At 71.4% G+C, this 20,302-nt stretch carries 20 protein-coding genes; 15 read left to right on the forward strand and 5 right to left on the reverse strand.

From position 1 onward, the window contains the following. Positions 1-12 precede the first annotated feature (12 nt). Both ACIBAD_RS05115 and ACIBAD_RS05120 read right to left on the reverse strand, forming a co-directional pair. A complete protein-coding gene (locus ACIBAD_RS05115) occupies positions 13-1,230 on the reverse strand; it encodes a cytochrome P450 (protein ID WP_398904582.1) in 1,218 nt (405 codons plus the stop codon). After that, positions 1,227-1,943 carry a tRNA-dependent cyclodipeptide synthase gene (locus ACIBAD_RS05120; RefSeq protein WP_134069049.1) on the reverse strand — a complete coding sequence of 239 codons (717 nt, stop codon included), beginning with the start codon at positions 1,941-1,943 and terminating at the stop codon, positions 1,227-1,229. Before ACIBAD_RS05120 ends, ACIBAD_RS05115 begins: the two co-directional genes overlap by 4 nt. Before the next feature lie 242 nt (positions 1,944-2,185). On the opposite strand from ACIBAD_RS05120, the gene ACIBAD_RS05125 reads away from it, so the two are divergent. Then, entirely contained in the window at positions 2,186-3,202 is a 1,017-nt protein-coding gene (locus ACIBAD_RS05125; protein ID WP_208328939.1) for a glutathione S-transferase C-terminal domain-containing protein, read from the forward strand. A gap of 15 nt (positions 3,203-3,217) precedes the next feature. Then, positions 3,218-3,952 (forward strand): DUF72 domain-containing protein, encoded by a 735-nt coding sequence (locus ACIBAD_RS05130; RefSeq protein WP_398904585.1) that lies wholly within the window; start codon positions 3,218-3,220, stop codon positions 3,950-3,952. Between the two features lie 87 nt (positions 3,953-4,039). Here the strand turns inward: ACIBAD_RS05130 and ACIBAD_RS05135 are convergent, their stop codons facing one another. Together ACIBAD_RS05135 and ACIBAD_RS05140 are read right to left on the reverse strand one after the other, a co-directional pair. Beyond that, positions 4,040-4,270, reverse strand: coding sequence for a hypothetical protein (locus ACIBAD_RS05135; protein WP_398904587.1), 231 nt, complete (start codon positions 4,268-4,270; stop codon positions 4,040-4,042). Positions 4,271-4,359: 89 nt separating this feature from the next. Then, the gene (locus ACIBAD_RS05140) at positions 4,360-4,854 is read right to left on the reverse strand and encodes a DUF6328 family protein (protein ID WP_134069052.1); all 495 of its coding nucleotides are present in this window, start codon (positions 4,852-4,854) and stop codon (positions 4,360-4,362) included. Between the two features lie 459 nt (positions 4,855-5,313). On the opposite strand from ACIBAD_RS05140, the gene ACIBAD_RS05145 reads away from it, so the two are divergent. Genes ACIBAD_RS05145 through ACIBAD_RS05160 form a run of 4 tightly spaced genes read left to right on the forward strand, consistent with a single transcriptional unit; the run spans position 5,314 to position 8,006 of the window. Then, the gene (locus tag ACIBAD_RS05145) at positions 5,314-5,877 is read left to right on the forward strand and encodes a type 1 glutamine amidotransferase domain-containing protein (RefSeq protein ID WP_134069053.1); all 564 of its coding nucleotides are present in this window, start codon (positions 5,314-5,316) and stop codon (positions 5,875-5,877) included. 60 nt (positions 5,878-5,937) lie between these two features. Then, positions 5,938-6,480, forward strand: coding sequence for a hypothetical protein (locus tag ACIBAD_RS05150; protein WP_134069054.1), 543 nt, complete (start codon positions 5,938-5,940; stop codon positions 6,478-6,480). Between the two features lies 1 nt (position 6,481). Beyond that, positions 6,482-6,976, forward strand: coding sequence for a hypothetical protein (locus ACIBAD_RS05155; protein WP_134069055.1), 495 nt, complete (start codon positions 6,482-6,484; stop codon positions 6,974-6,976). A gap of 28 nt (positions 6,977-7,004) precedes the next feature. Next, the gene (locus tag ACIBAD_RS05160) at positions 7,005-8,006 is read left to right on the forward strand and encodes a cation diffusion facilitator family transporter (RefSeq protein WP_134074225.1); all 1,002 of its coding nucleotides are present in this window, start codon (positions 7,005-7,007) and stop codon (positions 8,004-8,006) included. A 90-nt stretch (positions 8,007-8,096) separates the two neighbouring features. Here ACIBAD_RS05160 and ACIBAD_RS05165 read toward each other — a convergent pair whose 3' ends face one another. Next, positions 8,097-8,372, reverse strand: coding sequence for an isoamylase early set domain-containing protein (locus ACIBAD_RS05165; RefSeq protein ID WP_134069056.1), 276 nt, complete (start codon positions 8,370-8,372; stop codon positions 8,097-8,099). A gap of 265 nt (positions 8,373-8,637) precedes the next feature. On the opposite strand from ACIBAD_RS05165, the gene katG reads away from it, so the two are divergent. The 9 genes from katG (at position 8,638) to ACIBAD_RS05210 (ending at position 20,184) form a co-directional block, all read left to right on the forward strand. Next, positions 8,638-10,827, forward strand: coding sequence for a catalase/peroxidase HPI (katG, locus tag ACIBAD_RS05170; protein WP_134069057.1), 2,190 nt, complete (start codon positions 8,638-8,640; stop codon positions 10,825-10,827). A gap of 166 nt (positions 10,828-10,993) precedes the next feature. Next, entirely contained in the window at positions 10,994-12,496 is a 1,503-nt protein-coding gene (locus ACIBAD_RS05175) for a SulP family inorganic anion transporter (protein ID WP_398904590.1), read from the forward strand. A 1,058-nt stretch (positions 12,497-13,554) separates the two neighbouring features. Beyond that, on the forward strand, positions 13,555-13,824 hold the full coding sequence (locus ACIBAD_RS05180; RefSeq protein ID WP_398904593.1) for a hypothetical protein: 270 nt from the start codon (positions 13,555-13,557) through the stop codon (positions 13,822-13,824). Further along, positions 13,821-14,621 carry a helix-turn-helix domain-containing protein gene (locus ACIBAD_RS05185; protein WP_398904595.1) on the forward strand — a complete coding sequence of 267 codons (801 nt, stop codon included), beginning with the start codon at positions 13,821-13,823 and terminating at the stop codon, positions 14,619-14,621. Before ACIBAD_RS05180 ends, ACIBAD_RS05185 begins: the two co-directional genes overlap by 4 nt. 71 nt (positions 14,622-14,692) lie before the next feature. Continuing rightward, positions 14,693-15,244, forward strand: a complete 552-nt coding sequence (locus tag ACIBAD_RS05190; protein WP_398904597.1) for a GNAT family N-acetyltransferase — start codon at positions 14,693-14,695, stop codon at positions 15,242-15,244. 118 nt (positions 15,245-15,362) lie between these two features. Next, the gene (locus ACIBAD_RS05195; protein ID WP_398904599.1) at positions 15,363-16,844 is read left to right on the forward strand and encodes a Y4yA family PLP-dependent enzyme; all 1,482 of its coding nucleotides are present in this window, start codon (positions 15,363-15,365) and stop codon (positions 16,842-16,844) included. Further along, a complete protein-coding gene (locus tag ACIBAD_RS05200; RefSeq protein WP_398904601.1) occupies positions 16,841-18,169 on the forward strand; it encodes a pyridoxal-phosphate dependent enzyme in 1,329 nt (442 codons plus the stop codon). The genes ACIBAD_RS05195 and ACIBAD_RS05200 overlap by 4 nt, the downstream gene beginning before the upstream one ends. After that, positions 18,162-19,361, forward strand: coding sequence for an aminotransferase class V-fold PLP-dependent enzyme (locus tag ACIBAD_RS05205; protein WP_398904603.1), 1,200 nt, complete (start codon positions 18,162-18,164; stop codon positions 19,359-19,361). The genes ACIBAD_RS05200 and ACIBAD_RS05205 overlap by 8 nt, the downstream gene beginning before the upstream one ends. 55 nt (positions 19,362-19,416) lie before the next feature. Continuing rightward, the gene (locus ACIBAD_RS05210; RefSeq protein WP_398904605.1) at positions 19,417-20,184 is read left to right on the forward strand and encodes a class I SAM-dependent methyltransferase; all 768 of its coding nucleotides are present in this window, start codon (positions 19,417-19,419) and stop codon (positions 20,182-20,184) included. The last annotated feature ends 118 nt before the right edge of the window (positions 20,185-20,302 follow it).

Below are 20,302 nucleotides of genomic sequence, written 5' to 3' on the forward strand. Positions count from 1 at the left end.
TCCCGAGCGCGCTCACCAGAGGACGGGCATCCGCTCCGGGATCCGCTTCATGAACCCCGTGCGCCAGACGAGTTGCTCGATCGGCACCGCAAGGTCCAGGCCGGGCAGCCGCTCCAGGAGCACCTCGATGGCGATCTGTGCGTGCCGCTTGCCCAGGGCGGTGGCCGGGCAGTAGTGGCCGCCGCCGCCGAACGACAGGTGCGCGTTCGGGTTCGGCCGGTCGAGGCGTACGGTGTGCGGGTCGTCGAACTCGGCCGGGTCGTGGTTCGCGGCCTCGACCAGGACGAGGACCAACTCCCCCTTCTGTACGGTGACGTCGCCGAGCTGCATGGTCTCGGTGGCGATGCGGGGCAGCCCGTCGGCGATCGACAGGTTGATGCGCAGGAGCTCGTCCACGGCGGCCGGGACGAGCGTCCGGTCCGCGATCAACTCGTCCTTGAGCTCCGGGTGTTGGATCAGCGAGACGAGTGCCATGGTGAGGAACCCCATGACGCTGATGACGCCCGCGCCGAACATCGTGACGCCGACGGTGGCGAGCATCTCGTCGGTCAGGTGCGCGTAGTCGGGGTCGTTGCGCAGGGCGGCGAGTTCGGCCATGAGGCCCGTCGTCGCCGGGTCGTCGAGCCGGTCGATCATGTGGCCCATGTCGCGGTCCCAGTTGATGCCCGCCGCGGGGATGGTGCGCGGGCTGTTCATGAACGCGACGTGCAGCGACCGGTAGAGGTCGGGGCCGTCGCTCTGGGGGATGCCGAGGATGTGGCAGTGCAGCCCGGTGGAGTACGGGACGGTGAAGTCGCGGCGCAGGTCGGCCGGCACCCCGGTGGCGACCATCTGGTCGACGAGGGCGTGCGCGTGGCCGATCAGCCACTCCTCCAGCCCGGGGGCCTTCGGGTTGAGGGCCTTCATCACGGCCTTGCGCAGCCCGGCGCCCGTGATGTTCCCCATGTTGTTGACCACCTCCGGGGGGATGGTCAGCGCGTACTGGCGGGGCGCCCCCTCGGCCGAGGTGTCCTTGAGGGAGAACCGGGGGTCGTCGAGCACCTGCCTGCACAGGCGATAGGAGGACACCAGCCAGGCTTCCGCGCCGGCTATGGTGCGGACCTTCTTGACCGGCTCATGGGCCAGGAGGTGTGCGATCTCGTCGGGCAGTCGCGTGCCGTTGGCGTCGAACGGGAACCGGGTGAGCGCGTCGGCCGCGGCCGCGGAGGTGGGTTCGATCGTGGTGGTCATGCGCGGCGGTCCTGTCCTTCGGGTTCTTCGGCGGGGGTGATGACGGCGTGGCCCTGATTGCGCGAGGCGCGCAGACCCCAGCCCCGTGCGTACAGCAGCTCGGCCAACGGCAGTGCCTGGTGGTAGCAGTTGAGCGAGGACGAGACCCCGAGGATGGCCGGGGTGTCGAGGAACAGCGGCACTTCGGCGCACACGTACTTGATGCACACCTCGCGCTGCAACCGGGTGGGCGGTTGGCCGCCCAGCTTGTCGGCGAGGAACCGGGCCGCGAGTTGGTCGCACACCTCGCGGAACTCGGGGTCGTCGGCCATGAGGGTGTCGAGCCCGGAGCGGATGCGCTGGTAGGCGGGGAGCTCCAGGAGTGCGGACATCGGGCGGCCGCGCAGCCGTTCTCCTTCGGGATCGAGCGTGGCGACGGCAGCGGTGACCTTGGCCCGTACGCCGCGGAGGTTCTTCACCGCCTTGCGCTGCGCTTCGACCTCGGGATAGCCGAGGGCCACGAACATCTCGGCCACGTGCATGTCCGTCCAGATGAGGTCGACTTCTCGGAAGTGGTCGAGTCCCCATCGTGCGAGTTCGAGCACGCGGTCGTGGGTGAAGTAGGAGTTCCCTGACGAGATGCCGATGACGGCATGGTCGCCCTCGTCGTGGATGACCTGGCAGTGAGGAGTGTAGGGACGGACGGCGAAGATGCCTTGGATGGCAGTCGTCAACGTGAGTAATTCCCCTGCGCCGCAAGTCCCGGCAGGGCCGAGTGCCCTGGGTGTGGCGGCGCGAGCATGACGCTAGCCGACAACAGGCGAGATGATCCAGAGCTACCGACCGGTTACTCTACGGATTTGCGCCGCCCAAGCTGTGTGATCGCACAATCAGCCCCCTCGGCGGATCCCCCGGGCCACCCCGCCGAGCACCCCCGACGACGTTCACCGCAGCACGTCGCGGGTAGGCGGTCCACATGAGTTACGTGACGCGCGGCAAGGAGTACTCCCGCGACGACCGGTACCTCACCACGCGGATCACCGCCGACGGACGCGACGGATATCCCGTGGAACCCGGCCGCTACCGGCTGGTGGTGAGCCGCGCCTGCCCCTGGGCGAGCCGGGCGGTGATCGTACGGCGCCTCCTCGGCCTGGAGGAGGCACTGCCCATGGCCATCGCCGGACCCACGCACGACGAGCGCAGCTGGCGCTTCGACCTCGATCCGGGCGGCCGCGACCCGGTGCTCGGAATCGAGCGCCTGCGGGAGGCCTACCTCGCCCGCGACCCCGGCTACACGCGCGGCATCACGGTCCCGGCCATCGTGGACGTACCGACGGGCCAGGTCGTGACCAACGACTTCCCGCAGATGACGATCGACATGTCGCTGGAGTGGCAGCCGTACCACCGCAGCGGGGCGCCGGCGCTCTACCCGCCCACCCTGCGCCAGGAGATCGACTCCGTGAACGAGGTGGTCTACCGGGACGTCAACAACGGCGTCTACCGGGCCGGGTTCGCCGGGTCGCAGGAAGCGTACGCCGCCGCCTACGGGCGTCTGTTCCAACGGCTCGACCTGCTCTCCGCACGGCTGGAGGGGGCCCGCTACCTCGTCGGGGACACGATCACGGAGGCGGACGTCCGGCTGTTCACCACGCTCGTGCGGTTCGACGCCGTCTACCACGGCCACTTCAAGTGCAACCGGCAGAAGCTGGCCGAGATGCCGGTGCTCTGGGCGTACGCCCGGGACCTCTTCCAGACCCCCGGATTCGGCGACACGGTCGACTTCGACCACATCAAGAGGCACTACTTCCTGGTGCACGACGACATCAACCCGACCGGGATCGTGCCCCTCGGCCCGGACCTGTCGGGCTGGCTCGCCCCGCACGGGCGCGCGGCGCTGGGCGGACGGCCGTTCGGCGACGGCACACCCCCCGGCCCCGCCCCGGCGCCGGAGACCGTTCCGCCCTCGCACACCCCGTCGGCCGCCGCCTCCTGAGCCGGTGATGATGCCATGCCCGTACACGTCGGTACCTCCGGATGGCAGTACCGGGACTGGTCAGGGATCCTCTACCCGCCCGACCTGCCCCAGCGGCTCTGGCTGGAAGCGTACGCGGAGCACTTCCGCACGGTGGAGAGCAACAACGCGTTCTACAGACTGCCCTCGCCGGAGATTTTCGCCCGGTGGCGGGAACGCACGCCCCCAGGCTTCGTCATGGCGGTCAAGGCCAGCCGGTACTTGACGCACATCAAGCGACTGCGCGACCCGAAGGAACCGGTCCACCGGCTGATGGAGCACGCGGCCTCCCTGGGGGAGCGGCTCGGGCCGATCCTGCTCCAACTCCCGCCCACCTTGCAGGCCGACGCGGGTGCGCTGGACGCGTGCCTGGCCTGCTTCCCCGCCGGCACCCGCATCGCCGTCGAACCGCGCCACGCCTCGTGGTGGACCGCCGCAGTACGCGGGGTCCTCTCGGAGCGCGGTGCCGCCCTGTGCTGGGCGGACCGCGGCTCACGCCCGGTGACACCGCTGTGGCGGACCGCCGACTGGGGTTACGTGCGCTTCCACGAGGGGCGGGCCGATCCGGCTCCCCGCTACGGCCGGACGGCGCTGCGTTCCTGGGCGGAGCGGATCGCCGACGCCTGGCCGGCGGACGCCGACGTCTTCGCGTACTTCAACAACGACCCGGGCGGGGCCGCCGTCGTCAACGCACACTCGTTCGAACGACTCACGGCGGGCGGCGACCCCTGACCTCGCAGCGGTCGACCGGGTCCCGGCTCCCGGCCGGGGCCCGAACGTCCACGAGTGGCTGACGGGCCCGCCGCCAACCCGGGGGGGTCAGCCGCCGGACTTCCCGCCCTCCTCGTGGGGGATCTCGCGTACCGGGCCGGGGCCCTTCTTGGGGACCTCCCCCGGCCTGTCGAGACGACTCGCCTCGTCGGTGTCCGCCGCCCGGACGGCGTGCTCGTCCTTGCCGGGCCCGGTCCGTTCGGCGTGCGGGGCGCGACGGCGTTGCTCGTCGCCATGACCGTGCAGGGGTGCGCCTCCGGCGCCGCCTTGGTCTTCCATGACGTGTCACTCCTCGAAAAGCATCGTGTACCCCCGCGCAGGGGCGCCTGCCCGCCCACCGGTGCGGGAAACCCGCCCCCCGCCCGCCCTCACCCGCGGTCCGCGTCGGTCCTGTCCTTGGCCTTGCTGCGCAGGAGCATGCTGGGCATGACCAGCCAGCAGACCGCGAACCAGCCCGTGACGCAGGCCGTCACCGGCCAGGCGATCCAGTGCGAGGTGGCGACCCGCAGCAGGAGCAGCACCGAGAGGGTCACGGTCATGGCGAGGAGCACGATGCCGATGGAGACCAGACGGCCCGCCGCCCGGACCAGCTGCGGCTTGAGGTGGTGTCCGGCCAGGAGTTGGTGGTAGGCGACCGGGGCGATCATGGTCCCGGTGGCCAGGGCGCCCAGCGCCACCGTGACGACGTACAGGCCCCGGTCGAAGGGGCCCAGCTGGGCGAAGCGGGGGGTGAAGGCAACGCTCAGCAGGAAGCCGAAGAGGATCTGGGCCCCGGTCTGGGCGACGCGGACCTCCTGGAGCGTTTCGTTCCAGCGGCGATCGGCCCGCTCCGCCGGGGTCTCGTCCCGCTCGTCGTCTGACATGGGCGCGGGCCTCCTCCGCATGGGGACAGGGACAGGGACAGGGCCCGGTACGGGTACCCGCGACCGGGTCGGTCATTCTCGGCGGCTCTCCGTCCGCGTCCACCCTCCGGCTGCGGCAGGACGGTCCGTTCCCCGACCCTAGCCCGACGCCGGGCGACAGCGCGGCGGTGGCGAGGCCGTTCGGCCTCCGGCCGCCCCGGCAGCAACCGAATGGCCGCAACCCCGGGCCGGGCACACCGGTCCTGACGCCGGCGGGCACACCGGTACGGCGAGCCCGCCCGGCGCTGATTGAGACGCGCCCGTGCGGGCAGGCGTCCCGATGCGAGACGGGCCCGGGACGTTCGCGCCCCGGCACCCGAACCGAACCTGTACCGATCCGGCACCGGCCCGACAGCCCGGCCGCGTCCCGGCGACGCGCCCGGGGTGCCGGAACCACCCGACCGAACGAGGGGGTACGAGATGCGTATCGCATTCCTCACCGCGCCCGAGGGCGTCGAGGAGATCGAACTGACCCGGCCATGGCAGGCCGCGCTCGACGCCGGATGGAATCCGCGGCTGGTGTCGACCGGGCCCGACCGCGTCCGCGCGTTCCGGCACTTCGACAAGGGGGACACCTTCGCCGTCGACCACGTCCTGGCGGGTGACACCTCGGAGGCCTTCGACGCGCTCGTGCTGCCCGGCGGCGTCGCCAACCCCGACGCCCTGCGCATGAACGAGATGGCCGTCGGCTTCGCCCGCGACTTCTTCGAGGCGGGCAAACCCGTCGCCGCGATCTGCCACGCCCCTTGGACGCTGGTGGAGGCGGACGTGGTACGCGGCCGGACGCTCACCTCATGGCCCAGTCTCGCGACCGACATCCGCAACGCGGGCGGCACTTGGGTGGACGAGGAGGTGCACGTCTGCCGTGCGGAGCCCGCCACGCTGATCACGAGCCGCAAGCCGGACGACCTGGACGCCTTCTGCGGCGCGTTCGTCCAGGAGTTCGCCGCGTCCGGCGCACGAGCCGGCTCCGGTCGCGTCTGACCCGTGCGACGGAGGGCACCCGCACACCACATCGACGAGCCCCCTGAACGGAGGCCCACCATGTCAACAGGAACACTGATCGCCATCATCGTGCCCGTGGCGGTCGTACTGATCGCGCTCGCTGCAGGACTGTGGACGATGTCGCGACGGCGCCGCTTGCAGGACCGGTTCGGACCGGAGTACGAGCGCACCGTCGAACAGGAGGGCGGCCGGCTGGCCGCCGACCGGGAGCTGCACGCCCGCGAGGAGCGCCACGCCTACCTCGCCATCAAGGAGCTTCCGGAGGACCGCCGCCAGGCGTACGCGCAGGACTGGAGCGACGTACAGCAGCACTTCGTGGACCGCCCCGAAGGGGCCGTGACACAGGCCGACGAGCTGGTGTCCCGGCTGATGAAGGAACGGGGCTACCCCACCGAGGGGTACGACGAGAACGTCCGCGACCTCTCGGTGGACCACGCGGGCACCCTCCAGCACTATCGCGCGGCGCACGCGGTCAAGGTGCGCAGCACGGACGGGCAGGCGACGACGGAAGAGCTCCGCGGGGCGATGGTGCACTACCGCGCCCTGTTCGACGAGCTGCTGAGCGACCGAGGAGGTCGATGACATGCGCGACAACGGCGAGTTCGAGGGCCGTGCCGAGGGCGAGGAGCGCCCGGGCGGCAGCGGGCTGAGCACGCAGGACCTGGCCGATCCCGGCCGGGAGGCGGGGACGGCGGTCTACCCCGGCGAGGCCACTCCGGAGGCCGCGGCGGAGCAGGACGACGCCCGCGGCACCGAGGCGGAGTCCGGCACCCCGGCGACGGAGCAGAACGCTCCCGACGAGGCCGAGGACCAGCCCCTGCTCGACAGCAAGGACACCGAGGAGTACCGGACGGCGTGGCGCGAGATCCAGGGCCGTTTCGTGGACGACCCGCAGGACGCGGTCCGCTCCGCGGACACCCTGGTCGCGGAGGTGATGCAGACGCTCGCCCGTTCGTTCGCGGACCACAAGCAGTCGCTGGTCGGCCAGTGGGGCCGCGGCGAGGAGGTGCCCACCGAGGAGCTGCGGCTGGCGCTGCAGCGCTACCGCTCGTTCTTCAACCGGCTGCTGAAGACCTGAGGTGGCCGCGACCGGGCAGGCCGATGCCATGGGCGACCCCGCTACGCACTCCGCGCGGAAGCGGAATCGGGACAGCGAGACCCGCTTCACGGTCTGGGTGGCCCTCGCGGCCAATCTGGTCATCGGCGTGGCCAAGGCCGTCGGCGGTGTCATCGCCGCGTCTCCCGCGTTGCTGTCCGAGGCCGCCCACTCGGTGGCCGACAGCATGAACGAGGTCTTCCTGCTGGCCTCGCTCAAGCGCAGCCGGCGGCCGGCCGACCGGCGACACCCCTTCGGCTACGGCAAGGAGCGCTTCTTCTGGTCCCTGCTGGCCGCCGTCGGCATCTTCGTCACCGGAGGCTGCTTCTCGGTGTTCCAGGGCATCGAGGCGTTCCGCTCGGGCGGCTCCGAGACCCACGAGGGCTACCTGATCGGCTTCGCCGTGCTCTTCGTGGCGCTGCTCGCCGAAGCGGCCTCGCTGGTCCGCGCCGTCCGCCAGGTCCGCGGCGCGGCCGCTGCGGCCGGCCACGGCGTGCGCGAGGAGATCCGGGCGGGCCGGGACCCGGCGCTGCGGACCGTCCTCGCGGAGGACGGCACGGCTTGCGCGGGCGTCCTGCTGGCGATGGCGGGGATGGGCCTCCACATGGCGACCGGGCAGGTGGCGTACGAGGCGTCCGCCTCGGTCCTGATCGGCGTCCTGCTGGTCTACGTGGCGTACACGCTCGGCAAGGGCGCCCGGGCCCAGCTGATCGGTGAGGCGGCCGGTTCCGAGGTGCAGCGCGGGGTGGGCGAGCTGCTGCGCAAGCAGCCGGAGATCGACTCGGTCACCGCCCTGCTGACCATGCGGCTGAGCCCGGATTCGGCACTGCTGGCCGCGAGCGTCGACCTGACGCCCGGGTACGACAGCGAGACCGTCGAGGACGCGATGGTCCGCATCAAGGAGGAGCTGAAGACGCGCTGGCCCGAGCTGGACCAGGTGTTCCTCGACGTCACGGACGCCGCGGCGGCCCGCCGCACGGCCGCTCGGAGCCGGGGCCCGGCGGGGGCCTGACCACCCCGGCGGCCGCGTGCCCGTGCTTCCGATCCGAGGTGGTGCCCGCCCTGTCCTTGGCGGCAGGGCGGGCGGCGAGCGGGGGCGGGTTCAGGTCTGCAGGCGGCAGTTGGGGCCGTCCTGGCCGTCGGCGCCCTCGTCGTTGAACCAGTAGTCCCCTGCCGCGAGGTAGCGGAAGGAGTGGGTGGCCTTCGCCGGCAGCGCCACCGTCACCGCGCGCGTCCCGTCGGGGCGGGGTTCGAGGACGTGGGAGCCGGGCTGCCAGCCGTTGAACGTTCCCACCACGCTGACCGGGCCGGGCGGGTCCCCGTCGGGCAGCACGAACGTGACTTCGGTGGCGTTCTTGCGACGCTGTCTTTCGAGCACGGACAACTCCTTCTCACTGTCAGGGGGCCATCCTGACGGCACGGCCCGTCCCCGACCCGCGACCCGCCGTACGGCGGGACACGTCACCCGTCCGGGCCGGTCCCGTTCATCGGAAAACCCGCCTTTCCTGAATTCCTCAGCGTCCGGAAGAGTTCTGCGTGTTCTCGTGGCGGTGCGGTCTGCGGTGCGCGACCATACGGACGCCCAGCAGTCAGCAGCAGAAGCACAAACAGCCAAAGACACCGAGACAGGAAGAAGGGCGGACGTGTCCGGCAGCGAAAGCGAGAACCCAGTAATTCCCTCCCCGACCCCCGCGCCGGCTCGCCCCAGGACGAACCGGGACTGGTGGCCGAACCAGCTGGACCTCCAAGTCCTCCACCAGCATTCACCCCTGTCCGATCCGATGGGCGACGACTTCGACTACGCGAAGGAGTTCGCGACCCTCGACGTCGACGCGCTGAAACGGGACGTCTTCGAGGTGATGACGAAGTCCCAGGAATGGTGGCCCGCCGATTACGGCCACTACGGTCCGCTGTTCATCCGGATGAGCTGGCACGCCGCGGGCACGTACCGCATCGCCGACGGCCGGGGCGGCGGCGGCGCCGGCGCCCAGCGCTTCGCCCCCCTCAACAGCTGGCCGGACAACGCGAGCCTCGACAAGGCGCGCCGCCTGCTCTGGCCGGTCAAGCAGAAGTACGGACCGAAGATCTCCTGGGCGGACCTTCTGATTTTCGCCGGTAACTGCGCCATCGAATCCATGGGGCTCAAGACGTTCGGATTCGGATTCGGACGAGAGGACACCTGGGAACCCGAGGAGATCTTCTGGGGTCCCGAGGACACCTGGCTCGGCGACGAGCGCTACAGCGGCGATCGGGAACTCTCCGGTCCTTTCGGCGCGGTGCAGATGGGATTGATCTACGTCAATCCGGAGGGGCCCAACGGCAACCCGGATCCACTGGCCGCCGCCCGGGACATTCGCGAGACGTTCTCGCGCATGGCCATGGACGACGAGGAGACGCTCGCGCTCATCGTCGGCGGCCATACGTTCGGAAAGTGCCACGGCGCCGTCGATCCCTCCTACATCGGTCCGGAACCCGAGGCCGCCCCCATCGAGCAGCAGGGCATCGGCTGGAAGAACACGCACGGCACCGGCAGCGGCGTCGACACGCTCACGAGCGGGCTCGAAGGCGCGTGGACCACCGCGCCGACGAAGTGGGACAACGGGTACCTGGACAACCTGTTCGGATACGACTGGCAGCTGACGACCAGCCCCGCCGGCGCCAACCAGTGGACTCCCACCGACCCGGCGGCCCAGGGCACGGTGCCCGACGCCCATGACCCGTCGAAGCGGCACGCTCCGATGATGCTGACGACGGACCTCGCGCTGAAGGTCGATCCGATCTACGCCCCGATCGCGAAGCGCTTCCACGAGAACCCGGACCAGCTCGCGACGGCCTTCGCCAAGGCCTGGTACAAGCTGCTGCACCGCGACATGGGGCCCCTCCCGCGCTACCTCGGCCCGTGGGTCGCCGAGCCGCAGCTGTGGCAGGACCCCGTCCCCCAGGTCGATCACCCGCTGGTCTCGGACGCGGACGTGGCCGCCCTCAAGGCCAAGATCCTCGCCTCGGGACGGTCCATCCCCCAGCTGGTCACCACCGCCTGGGCGGCGGCGGCCAGCTTCCGCGGCACCGACAAGCGCGGCGGGGCCAACGGGGCCCGGATCCGGCTCGCGCCGCAGCGGGACTGGGAGAGCAACGCCCTGCCCGAGGTGGGCGAGGTGGTGGGGACCCTCGAAGAGATCCAGCAGGACTTCAACGCGTCGGCGACGGGCGGGACGAAGGTCTCGCTCGCCGACCTGATCGTGCTGGGCGGATGCGCGGCGGTCGAGCAGGCCGCGAAGAACGCCGGGTACGACATCACGGTCCCGTTCGCGCCGGGGCGTACGGACGCCTCGCAGGAGCAGACCGACGTGGAGTCGTTCGCGGTGCTCGAACCCAGGGCCGACGGGTTCCGCAACTACCTCCGGCAGGGGGAGAAGCTCGCGCCGGAAACCCTCCTGCTGGACCGCGCCAACCTGTTGAACCTCACCGCCCCCGAGATGACGGTCCTGATCGGCGGCATGCGCGTCCTGAACACCGGCTTCGGGCAGTCCGCCCACGGCGTCTTCACCGACCGGCCGGAGACGCTGACCAACGACTTCTTCGTCAACCTGCTCGACATGGGTACGGAGTGGAAGGCGTCGGCAGCGGCCGAGAACGTGTTCGAAGGCCGCGATCGGGCCACGGGCGAGGTCAAGTGGACGGCCACCGCCGTCGACCTCGTCTTCGGTTCGCACTCGCAGCTGCGGGCCCTGTCGGAGGTCTACGCCTCCCAGGGCGCGGGAGAGAAGCTCGTACGTGACTTCGTGTCCGCGTGGGACAAGGTCATGAACCTCGACCGGTTCGACCTCCGCTGAGCCGGGGCCGGGGCCGGGGTCGGGGCCGGCCCCGGCCCTGACCCGACGGCCACTGCGCCGACGGGGCGGGCGTCCCGGCTCGCGGGGTACCTTGGGAGCGTTCTCCGCTTCGTATGCTCGCCTGCCGGTCGGCGGTGTGCCCGCCCGACAGGTCTGCTCCTTGCCCTTGCCCCACTCCACTGTGTACCTGCCCGCGCGGCTGCGCGGGTTCCGGCCGTCCTGGCTGTCGCCGAAGGTGCTGCGCACCGAGGTGCTGGCCGGGCTCGTGGTCGCGCTGGCGCTGATCCCGGAGGCGATCTCGTTCTCGATCATCGCCGGGGTGGATCCGGCGATCGGGCTGTTCGCCTCCTTCACCATGGCCGTCACCATCGCCGTCGTCGGCGGGCGGCCCGCGATGATCTCCGCCGCCACCGGGGCCGTCGCCCTGGTCATCGCACCGCTGAACCGGGAGCACGGGTTCGGCCACCTGGTGGCCGCCGTCATCCTGGCCGGGGTGTTCCAGATCGTGCTCGGCGCGCTCGGCGTGGGCACGCTGCTGCGGTTCGTCCCGCGCTCCGTGATGGTCGGCTTCGTCAACTCCCTCGCCATCCTGGTCTTCATGGCCCAGGTGCGGGAGGTGAGCGACGTGCCGTGGGCCGTCTATCCGCTGCTGGCGGCCGGCCTGGCGCTCATGGTGCTGTTCCCGAAGATCACCACATTGGTCCCGGCCCCGCTGGTGTCGATCGTGATCCTGACCGTGATCACCGTCGCCGCCGGCATCGCGGTGCCGACCGTCGGAGACAAGGGCGCGCTCCCGTCCTCGCTGCCCGTCCCCGGGCTGCCCGACGTACCGTTCACGCTCGACACGCTGACCACCATCGCCCCGTACGCGTTCGCCATGGCGCTCGTCGGGCTGATGGAGTCCCTGATGACGGCGAAGCTGGTCGACGAGATCACCGACACGCACTCGTCGAAGACCCGCGAATCCGTCGGGCAGGGCATCGCGAACATCGTCACCGGGTTCCTCGGCGGCATGGGCGGCTGCGCGATGATCGGCCAGACCATGATCAACGTGAAGGTCTCCGGCGCCCGGACCCGGCTCTCCACGTTCCTCTCGGGCGTGTTCCTGATGGTGCTGTGCGTCGTCTTCGGGCCGGTCGTCTCCGACATCCCGATGGCGGCCCTCGTCGCCGTCATGATCATGGTCTGCTTCGCGACCTTCGACTGGCACTCGATCGCACCCAAGACCCTCCGGCGGATGCCGGCGGGCGAGATCGCCGTCATGGCCGTCACCGTGGCGTGCGTGGTCGCCACCCACAACCTGGCCGTCGGTGTCGTCGCCGGATCCGTCACCGCCATGGTCGTCTTCGCGAAGCGGGTCGCCCGGCTCGCCGACGTCACGGCGGTCGTCGACCCCGACGGCGGCCGGGTCGTCTACGCGGTCAGCGGCCAGCTGTTCTTCGCCTCCTCCAACGAGCTCGTCGGCCGCTTCGACTACGCCGGCGACCCGGACAAGGTCGTCATCGACCTGTCCGCCACGCACGTCTGGGACGCGTCGTCCGTGGCGGCACTCGACGCGATAGAGCACCGCTACGCCCAGCGCGGCAAGACGGTGGAGATCGTGGGCCTGAACGGACCCAGCGCCCGCCTGCACGAGACCCTCAGCGGGGAACTCAGCGCGGCCGGCTGACCCTGACCGGGGGCGCGTTGCCCTGGCCGCCGGGGGCGCCGCCACGGTCGCCGCGGGGCCCTGGTTCAGCGCATCCGGGCACGGGAGGGCCGGCTGCCCCCGGTCGGGCGGGAGCGCTACGGCTCGCAGTGGGTGCCGGCCTCCGCCTTGACCGCGTACACCGTGGGCGCGCTCGGCGGGGCCCTCGCCATAGCCCGTCGGCAGCCGCGCTCGCCGGGCTGGGCGGCCTTCGCCGGGCTGGCGGCGTACGGCGTCGGCCCGTTGCGCCTGATGCTCCTGGTGTCGTACGTTCTGGCACCCGTCTGGCTCGCCCCGATCGCCCCCGCCACCGAGCCCTTCGGGGCAACGGCGGTACTGGTACCCACCGCCCGCCACTTCGCCGGCCCCGGCACGGCGACGACGGACCGAAACACCGGCACTCGGCAAACCCGCCGGCCCGGGTGGACCCGCGCGGCAGGAATCTCTCCGGGTGGAGATCTCCAAGGCGTGGACGCAATTTCTCTGCCCCAGTGCGGGGTTACGTCGGCCGTACAGCCCGCACAAAACCCCTCTGCATAGGGATTCCCGCGTACGCGGGGTGCACTATCCCTCTTACAGAGGGTTCCGCAGTCTATTAACGGTGTGCACTGTCTTCAGCTGACAGGGCTTTGGAATGGTCTCACTCAGCTTCCGAGGTCCGTTTCGGGGGTGGCTCCCCCGGGCGGCCTCGTACTCATGGAGCACATGTCCAGGCGGCCGCATCCCCCAGGGGGTGCGGCCGTCTCGCGTTTACCGAGCGACGGGCGGACCGGACCAACAACCTTTGGGGAGAGCTTTGTTGAATTCCGATCCCGGGCTCGTCTCGCGACCATGGACACGAATTCCCTCCACGAGGAGCGAATTTGGGGCCGGGTCACTCAGGTGGCGTATTCTACGAGCCAGCCGGTTCGACCCCTCGCCAGGGTTCGCGCTCAGCCGGTCATGCGTCGCAGATAAGGGACCATTCCAAAGCTGCGGTCGAGCTGCGCCCTCCCCTTCGGGAGCGGTACGGCTCGGCCGCCGTACCCCTGAAGGTAACCGTGTCCGAAGGAATTCTCGCGGCTGTCCTGATCGTCGCGATCGTCGTGGGAGCGGCCTGCTTCACCATCCGCCACCTCGACAAGACCGCCGGCCGCATCGCGGTCGTCATCGGCTCCCTGGCCGCCCTCGTGGCCGCCCTCGCGCCGGTCGTCAAGATCCTCGTGGAGTCGCCGTCTCCGGCGCCCGCCCAGGTCGTCGCGCCCGTCGCCCCGGCCGCGCCCGGCCAGGGGCTTCCCCAGGCCACCGGCCTTGGAGGCGATGTCCGATGACCGACATCCTTGAGGTCTACGACCCCGGAACCAAGGTGCGGTCCTGGCCGTACGAGGCGATCTCCTCCCACTTGAAGTCGCTGGGCCTCCCCTCGTACGCGATCGAGTCCCTGATCTCCGCCGGGCGGGTCGAGGCCCGCCCGCGAGGCGACATCGTCGCGTACGGCCAGGAGTGGATCCACATCGTGGCCCGGGGCGTCATCAAGGAGACCACCCCCCACGGAACCACCCGCCTCTGGCGCAGGGGGGCGATCCTCGGGGACATCAGCCGGGTGATGCTCAGGAAGGGGACCACCGACGAATCGGGTTCCCGGGGCGCGGGGCCGCACATCACCTTCCTGTCCACGGGTGCTGCTCTGAGCCTCACCGCCCGCACGTTCGCGACTCTGATCCAGAAGGAGCCCGTGCTGGCCCTCCTCCTCGCGCAGCTGGCCAACGAACGTGCGCAGACCGTCGAGTCGGTCTACGCGGCCTCCAAGGCTGACCCGGTCATCCGGGTGGCCCGGCTCCTGGAGTACCTGGTCCCGGCCGGCAGGTTCACGAGGGGAGTCGAGCGCTTCAGGTGGACCAGGACCGGGATGCACCCGGTGCCCAACGAGGCGGCCACCATCACCGGCCCCAGCCAGGCCGATATCGCCGACGCGCTCGGCCTCGGCCGGACCACGGTCGAGAAGGCGATCGCATCCCTCCGTGCCGAAGGGATCCTCACCGCCCTGGCGCCCGGTACCCGGTCGAACCGGTACTACGAGATCATGGACTTCAGCCGTCTGAGGTCCACGGCCCGCTCGGAGGCGTGACCCCCACGGCCCCGGCCGGGCCTTGTCCGGTCGGGGCCCGTCGCGGTACCGCGTCTGGCAAGCTGCCGTCCATGACCGTGTTGCAACCAGTCGATTTCGCGCAGATCACCCGCCCGCGGGAGCTGCCCGCCGAACTCCGGGAGCAGCTCGTCGACTGCTGGGTACGGGTCATCAACACCGGGGGCGCCGTCATCCCCCTGGGGCTCCCCATGCCGCCGGTGAGCACCGGCCAGGCCGACCCCGCCCTGGGCCTGCTCGTCGGCACGCTCGATCCGCGCCGCGCCCGGATGCTGATCGCCACGGTCGGCGGGAAGCTCGCGGGGTGGCTGGTTCTGCGCCGCGACCCGCATCCGCTCGTCGCGCACTGCGGCGCCGTCAACCACGTCATGACCCACCCCGACTTCCGGGGCCGCGGCATCGGAACGGCGCTGATGCACCGGGTCCGTGATCTCGCCCGGCAGGAGATGGGGCTGGAGCAGCTGCACATCGGCGTCCGCGCCGGGCTGGGGCTGGAGGAGTTCTACGGCCGTCTGGGCTGGCGCGAGATCGGGCGCTGGCCCGGCGCTCTGCGGGTCGCTCCCGACGACGACCGCGACGAGGTCCTCATGCACCTCGCACTCTGACCGCGCCGTCGCATTTCGGCCAACTACCGCCAGCGCGCGTCCACACCATGCCGGCAGGGCAGGAACAGGGCCGCGAGGAATATCGTCGTACGATCGGCGCGCGGGAGGAGCAGCTGGGATGGACACCGGCCCCCTGTACCTGGAACCGCGGTTGGCCGCGCGGCTCGCCGCACTGCTCGACTCGGCCCCGTTCCTGCACCTGCTCGTCGACGCCCTCGGCTCGCCCCTCAACGTCCTCCTGCCCGACCAGATCACGGAGAACACCGAGGCCTTCCGGTCCGTCTACCGCCGCCACCGGCTCGGCGGGCAGGTCTTCTTCGCCCACAAGGCCAACCGCTCCCGGTCCCTCGTCCGCCGGCTCGCCGCCGAGGACGCCGCCGTGGACGTGGCGTCCGTCGGCGAGCTCCGGCACGCCCTCGGCGCCGGTTTCACCGCGGACCGCATCATGGCGACCGGCCCCAAGGATCCCGCGTTCCTCTGGCTCGCCGCACGGTCGGGGGCCACCGTGAACGCCGACGGCCCCGATGAGTTGGAGGCGCTGGCGGGCCTCGTACGCCGCCACGGCCTGCCCCGCCCGAAGGTCTTGCTCCGCCTGTCCGAGTTCGAGGCCTCGGGACCGAGGACGCTCTCCCGCAGGAGCCGGTTCGGTACCTCCGTGAAGGCGTTCGGGCCGCTGCTGGACCTGCTCGAACGCCACCGGGACCGCGTCGATCCGATCGGTGTCGCCTACCACCTCGACACGACGAGTCCGGACGAGAAGGCCATCGCCCTCGAAGGCTGCCTGCGGGCCATGGACGACCTGGGATCACGGGGCTTCCAGCCGCGCGTGGTCGACATCGGCGGCGGCTTCGGGGTCAGCTACCTCGCCCACGCCGCCCAGTGGGACCGCTACACGAGCGAGCTCGCCGCCGCGGTGATGGGCCGCCGCCCGCCCCTGGCCTGGGGCGGTCACGGGTACGGCCTGCACGCCGAGGGCGGTACGCTGCGCGGCGCCCTGAGCATGTACCCCGGCCACCGCCCGGTGGCCGGCGCCGGCTACCTCGACGCGCTCCTGTCGCAGCCCGCCCCCACCCTGGGACGGGGCCTTGGCACCCTGCTGCTGGAGAGCCTCTACGACCTGTACACGGAGCCGGGCCGGGCCCTGGCCGACCAGTGCGGGCTGTCCCTGGCCCGGGTGCTGGAGGTACGGCACCCGGACGCCGGCCCCGCGCTCGTGCGCCTCGCCATGAACGCGAGCGACGTCGCCCTGGAGGACCACGGGATCCTCATGGACCCCGTACTGGTGTCCCGCGAGGGCGGACCCGCCGGCCCGCCGGAGCCGGTCGGCGTCCACCTCATGGGCAACCTCTGCCTGGAGGCCGACCTGATCACCCGCAGAACGGTGTTCCTACCGCGGCTGCCGCGCCCGGGCGATCTGCTCGGATTCGCCAACACGGCCGGGTACTGCATGGACTTCGGCGTCACGCGCGCCCAGCAGCAACCGGTGGCGCGCAAGGTGGCGGTCCGTCAGACGCAGGGCTCTTGGCGCTGGTGTCTGGACGAGGAGTACTGGCCCATCGAGGAGTACGGGCCGATCACCGATTCGGGGGGACGGGCATGAGGTACGACAGCATCACCGAGGCCATCGGCAACACCCCGCTGGTCCGCATCGACCCGGCCGTACACGGCCTGCGCCACATAGATCTCTACGCCAAGCTGGAAATGCTCAACCCCTTCGGCTCGGTCAAGGACCGGGCCGCCTGGAACATGGCCCGGGCCGGGCTGCCCGGCGCCCGGGAGCGCGGCGAGACGCTCGTCGAGCTGTCCAGCGGCAACACGGCCAAGGCGCTGGCCGTGATCGCGGGCATGCACGGGCTGTCGTTCAAGAGCGTCACCAACCGGATGCGCATCCCGGAGGTCAAGGACCTGCTCCTGCTGCTGGGCGCCGAGATCGAGGAGCTGCCGGGCCGCAGCGAATGCCTGGACCCGACGGACACCGAGGACCCGCTGACCCTCTTCCACCAGAGGCTGAACGAGTCCGGCAGCGCCCATCTGCACACCGACCAGTACTTCAACGCGCTCAACACCGAGGCGCACGCGACGGGCACGGGCCCGGAGATCGTCGCGGATCTGGACGGCCGGGCCCCGGACTGGTTCCTCGCCTGCGTCGGCACGGCCGGATCCTCCACGGGCGTGGCCCGGTCCCTGCGCGCGCACGATCCCGCCGTACGGGTGATCGGGCTGGTGGGCGAGAAGTCGGACTTCATTCCCGGCATCCGCAACATCGACGAGGTCCACCAGGTCGGCCTCTTCGACCCGGCCACGTACGACACGATCGAGTCGGTGGGCGCCGACGACGCGATCGACGGCATGCTCACCCTGGTGCGGCGCTGCGGGATCCTCGCCGGCCCGACCGGCGGCGCCGCGTACCAGGGCACCGTGCGCCATCTGCGGCCGGTCGACGCGGAGTTGACGGGCGCCCCGGAGCGCAGGACCGCGGTGTTCATCGTCTGCGACCGGGTGGAGAGCTACCTCGGCTACGTCAAACAGCGCCGCCCGGAGCTGCTGGGCCGCCCGCCCGCGCGCAACTCCGTGTCCGCGCTGACCGATTCCGAGGTACGGGCGGCGCAGGTCATCGAGGTGGCCGACGCGCAGAAGTGGATCGCGGCGGAGCGGCCGCTGGTGGTCGACCTGCGCAGCTCCTTCGCCTACGCCGCGCTGCACATCGACGGCTCGGTGAACATCGTGGACGAGCTCTTCGACGAAGTGGTGCGGGGCGGGCTGCCGTTCGGCAAGCGGCAGCCCGTGCTGCTGGCGTGCCCGGTCGGCGAGCAGTCCGCGCGCTACGCCGCACTGCTGACCCGGATGGGGCATCCCGACGTGCGCAGCCTCGCGGGCGGGATCATCGCGTGGCGGGACGCGGGCGCGCCGCTGGTGCGTGACTGACGTGGCCGACGCCCTGGAGCAGCTGCGCTCCTGGCAGCGCCCGCTGCGGGCCCAGTTCCCGATCGTCGTGGCGAACCCGGAGCTGGCGTACCTGGACAGCGCTGCCACCGCCCAGAAGCCGGGGGCCGTACTGGACGCCGTGCAGCACTACCTCACCACCTCCAACGCCAACGCCGGCCGCGGCTCGTACCCCTGGGCCAACGCGACGACGGCCGCGGTGGAGCGGGCCCGCGAGCGGGTCAAGCGGTTCCTGGGCGATCCCGCGCCGGACCGCTCGTCCGTGCACTTCACCAGCGGGACCTCCGAGGGGCTGCGGACGGTCGCCCGGGACTGGCTGGCGGGCCGGCTCTCCGACGGGGACGAGATCGTCGTCCCGTTCGCCGACCACGAGGCGAACCTGGCCCCGTGGCTGGAGGTACGGCAGCTGCTGGCGCGGCAGGGCACCGAGATCCGGGTCCGGGAACTGCCGTACCAGGACGGCTCCGGCGACTACGATCCGGCGGCACTCGCCGCCACGGTGGGCCCGCGCACCCGCTTCGTGGCGGCCACCCACGTGCACCACGTGTACGGCGCCGACATGAACGTGCACCGGATACGCCGGGTGGTCGGGCCGGACGTCCCGATCTGCCTCGACGCCGCGCAGAGCATCGGGCACCTGCCGCTGTCCGTGGCCGGACTCGACGTGGACTTCGTCGTGTTCTCCGGCCACAAGGCCATGGCGCTGCCTGGTACGGGTGCGGTCTGGGCCCGGGGCCGACGCGGGCCGGAGTTCCGGCCGGGCGGCTGGGCCGGAACCCCGAACACCGTCGGCATCGTGAGCCTGGCAGCCGCCCTCGACTGGCTCGGCGCGGCCGGCACGGACCGGATCGAGGCGTGGACGGTGGCCCTGGCGGCCCGGCTGACCGACGGCCTGAGCCGGCTGGACGCGTACGAGGTGCTCGGCTGCCGCTCCAGCCTGGCGGCCGACTCCGAGGTGCAGCGGCGCCGGAGCATCGTGGCGTTCCGGCATCGTGAGATACCCTCCCGCGACCTCGGGTTCATCCTCTACAGCCACGGCTTCATGGTGCGCTCCGACGGCCACTGCCAGGCGGGTGCGGGGGAGGCGGACGGCTCGGTGCGGGTCAGCCTGCACGTGCACAACACGGCCGAGGAGATCGAGGGGTTGCTCGCCACCCTCATCAATCTGCAATGATTTTCATGTGGAGTTCAGGGCCGTGAGAACGGCAGAAGCACGAGTGGACAGAAACATGAACGTGGGCAGCGCGGGCACGGTCGCGGCGGCCAGCCGGTGGGTGGAACGCTGGGAGCGCCAGCAGCAGCGGTACGCGATCGACCGCGAGGAGCGGTTCACGGTCATCACCGACGTGGTCGAGCGCGTCACGGCGGGCCACCCGGCTCCCCTGCTCCTCGATCTGGGCTGCGGGCCCGGCTCCCTGGCCGCGCGGCTGGCGGAGCGCATGCCCGCGGCCGAGGTCGTGGGCGTCGACGCCGATCCGCTGCTGCTGGAGCTGGGGCGGGCGCACCACGGGCCGGCCCTGCGCTTCGCCGAGGCCCGGATCGGGGAGCCGGGCTGGCTCGACGCCCTCGTACTGGACCGCCCGGTGGATGCGGCCGTCTCGACGACCGCCCTGCACTACCTCGGCGAGGACACGCTGCGGCGCACGTACGAGGGGCTGGCCGAGCGCATTCGCCCTGGCGGGGTCCTCGTCAACGGCGACCACCTCGACCCGGACTCCCCCAAGGTCCACGAGCTCGCCGCGGACATCGGCCGGCGGCGCGCCGAGCGCCAGCAGGCCCTCGCGCACGAGGACTGGGAGTCGTGGTGGTCGGGCGTGCGGGCCGACCCGGAGCTGGCGCCCCTCTTCGCCACCCGCGACCGCCGCACCCACCCGCACTGCGAGGGCAACGCGCTGACCCTCACCGCCCACCTCGCACTGCTGCGCGAGGCCGGCTTCGAGCACGTCGGAACGGTCTGGCAGTTCGGCAACAGCCACGTGGTGGTGGCGGTCCGCTGATTCAGGCGGCGGTGACGTGGAGGCCGCAGGAGAGGGAAAGGCTTCCCGGGAGGCCGTGCGGTCCCAATGACGACGGGGAGCGACCGGGAGGATACCCGGAGCGCACGATCGCGGCGTT

Source organism: Streptomyces sp. NPDC051109 (assembly GCF_044455885.1).
GTDB lineage: Bacteria > Actinomycetota > Actinomycetes > Streptomycetales > Streptomycetaceae > Streptomyces.

Bases quoted from the DNA above. Each gene is read 5' to 3' on its own strand.
- ACIBAD_RS05155 (WP_134069055.1), top strand. From the start codon at position 6,482: ATGCGCGACAACGGCGAGTTCGAGGGCCGTGCCGAGGGCGAGGAGCGC.
- ACIBAD_RS05195 (WP_398904599.1), top strand. From the start codon at position 15,363: ATGGACACCGGCCCCCTGTACCTGGAACCGCGGTTGGCCGCGCGGCTC.
- ACIBAD_RS05150 (WP_134069054.1), top strand. From the start codon at position 5,938: ATGTCAACAGGAACACTGATCGCCATCATCGTGCCCGTGGCGGTCGTA.
- ACIBAD_RS05210 (WP_398904605.1), top strand. From the start codon at position 19,417: ATGAACGTGGGCAGCGCGGGCACGGTCGCGGCGGCCAGCCGGTGGGTG.
- ACIBAD_RS05135 (WP_398904587.1), bottom strand. From the start codon at position 4,270: ATGGAAGACCAAGGCGGCGCCGGAGGCGCACCCCTGCACGGTCATGGC.
- ACIBAD_RS05140 (WP_134069052.1), bottom strand. From the start codon at position 4,854: ATGTCAGACGACGAGCGGGACGAGACCCCGGCGGAGCGGGCCGATCGC.
- ACIBAD_RS05130 (WP_398904585.1), top strand. From the start codon at position 3,218: ATGCCCGTACACGTCGGTACCTCCGGATGGCAGTACCGGGACTGGTCA.
- ACIBAD_RS05145 (WP_134069053.1), top strand. From the start codon at position 5,314: ATGCGTATCGCATTCCTCACCGCGCCCGAGGGCGTCGAGGAGATCGAA.
- ACIBAD_RS05160 (WP_134074225.1), top strand. From the start codon at position 7,005: ATGGGCGACCCCGCTACGCACTCCGCGCGGAAGCGGAATCGGGACAGC.
- ACIBAD_RS05200 (WP_398904601.1), top strand. From the start codon at position 16,841: ATGAGGTACGACAGCATCACCGAGGCCATCGGCAACACCCCGCTGGTC.
- ACIBAD_RS05115 (WP_398904582.1), bottom strand. From the start codon at position 1,230: ATGACCACCACGATCGAACCCACCTCCGCGGCCGCGGCCGACGCGCTC.
- ACIBAD_RS05185 (WP_398904595.1), top strand. From the start codon at position 13,821: ATGACCGACATCCTTGAGGTCTACGACCCCGGAACCAAGGTGCGGTCC.
- ACIBAD_RS05190 (WP_398904597.1), top strand. From the start codon at position 14,693: ATGACCGTGTTGCAACCAGTCGATTTCGCGCAGATCACCCGCCCGCGG.
- ACIBAD_RS05125 (WP_208328939.1), top strand. From the start codon at position 2,186: ATGAGTTACGTGACGCGCGGCAAGGAGTACTCCCGCGACGACCGGTAC.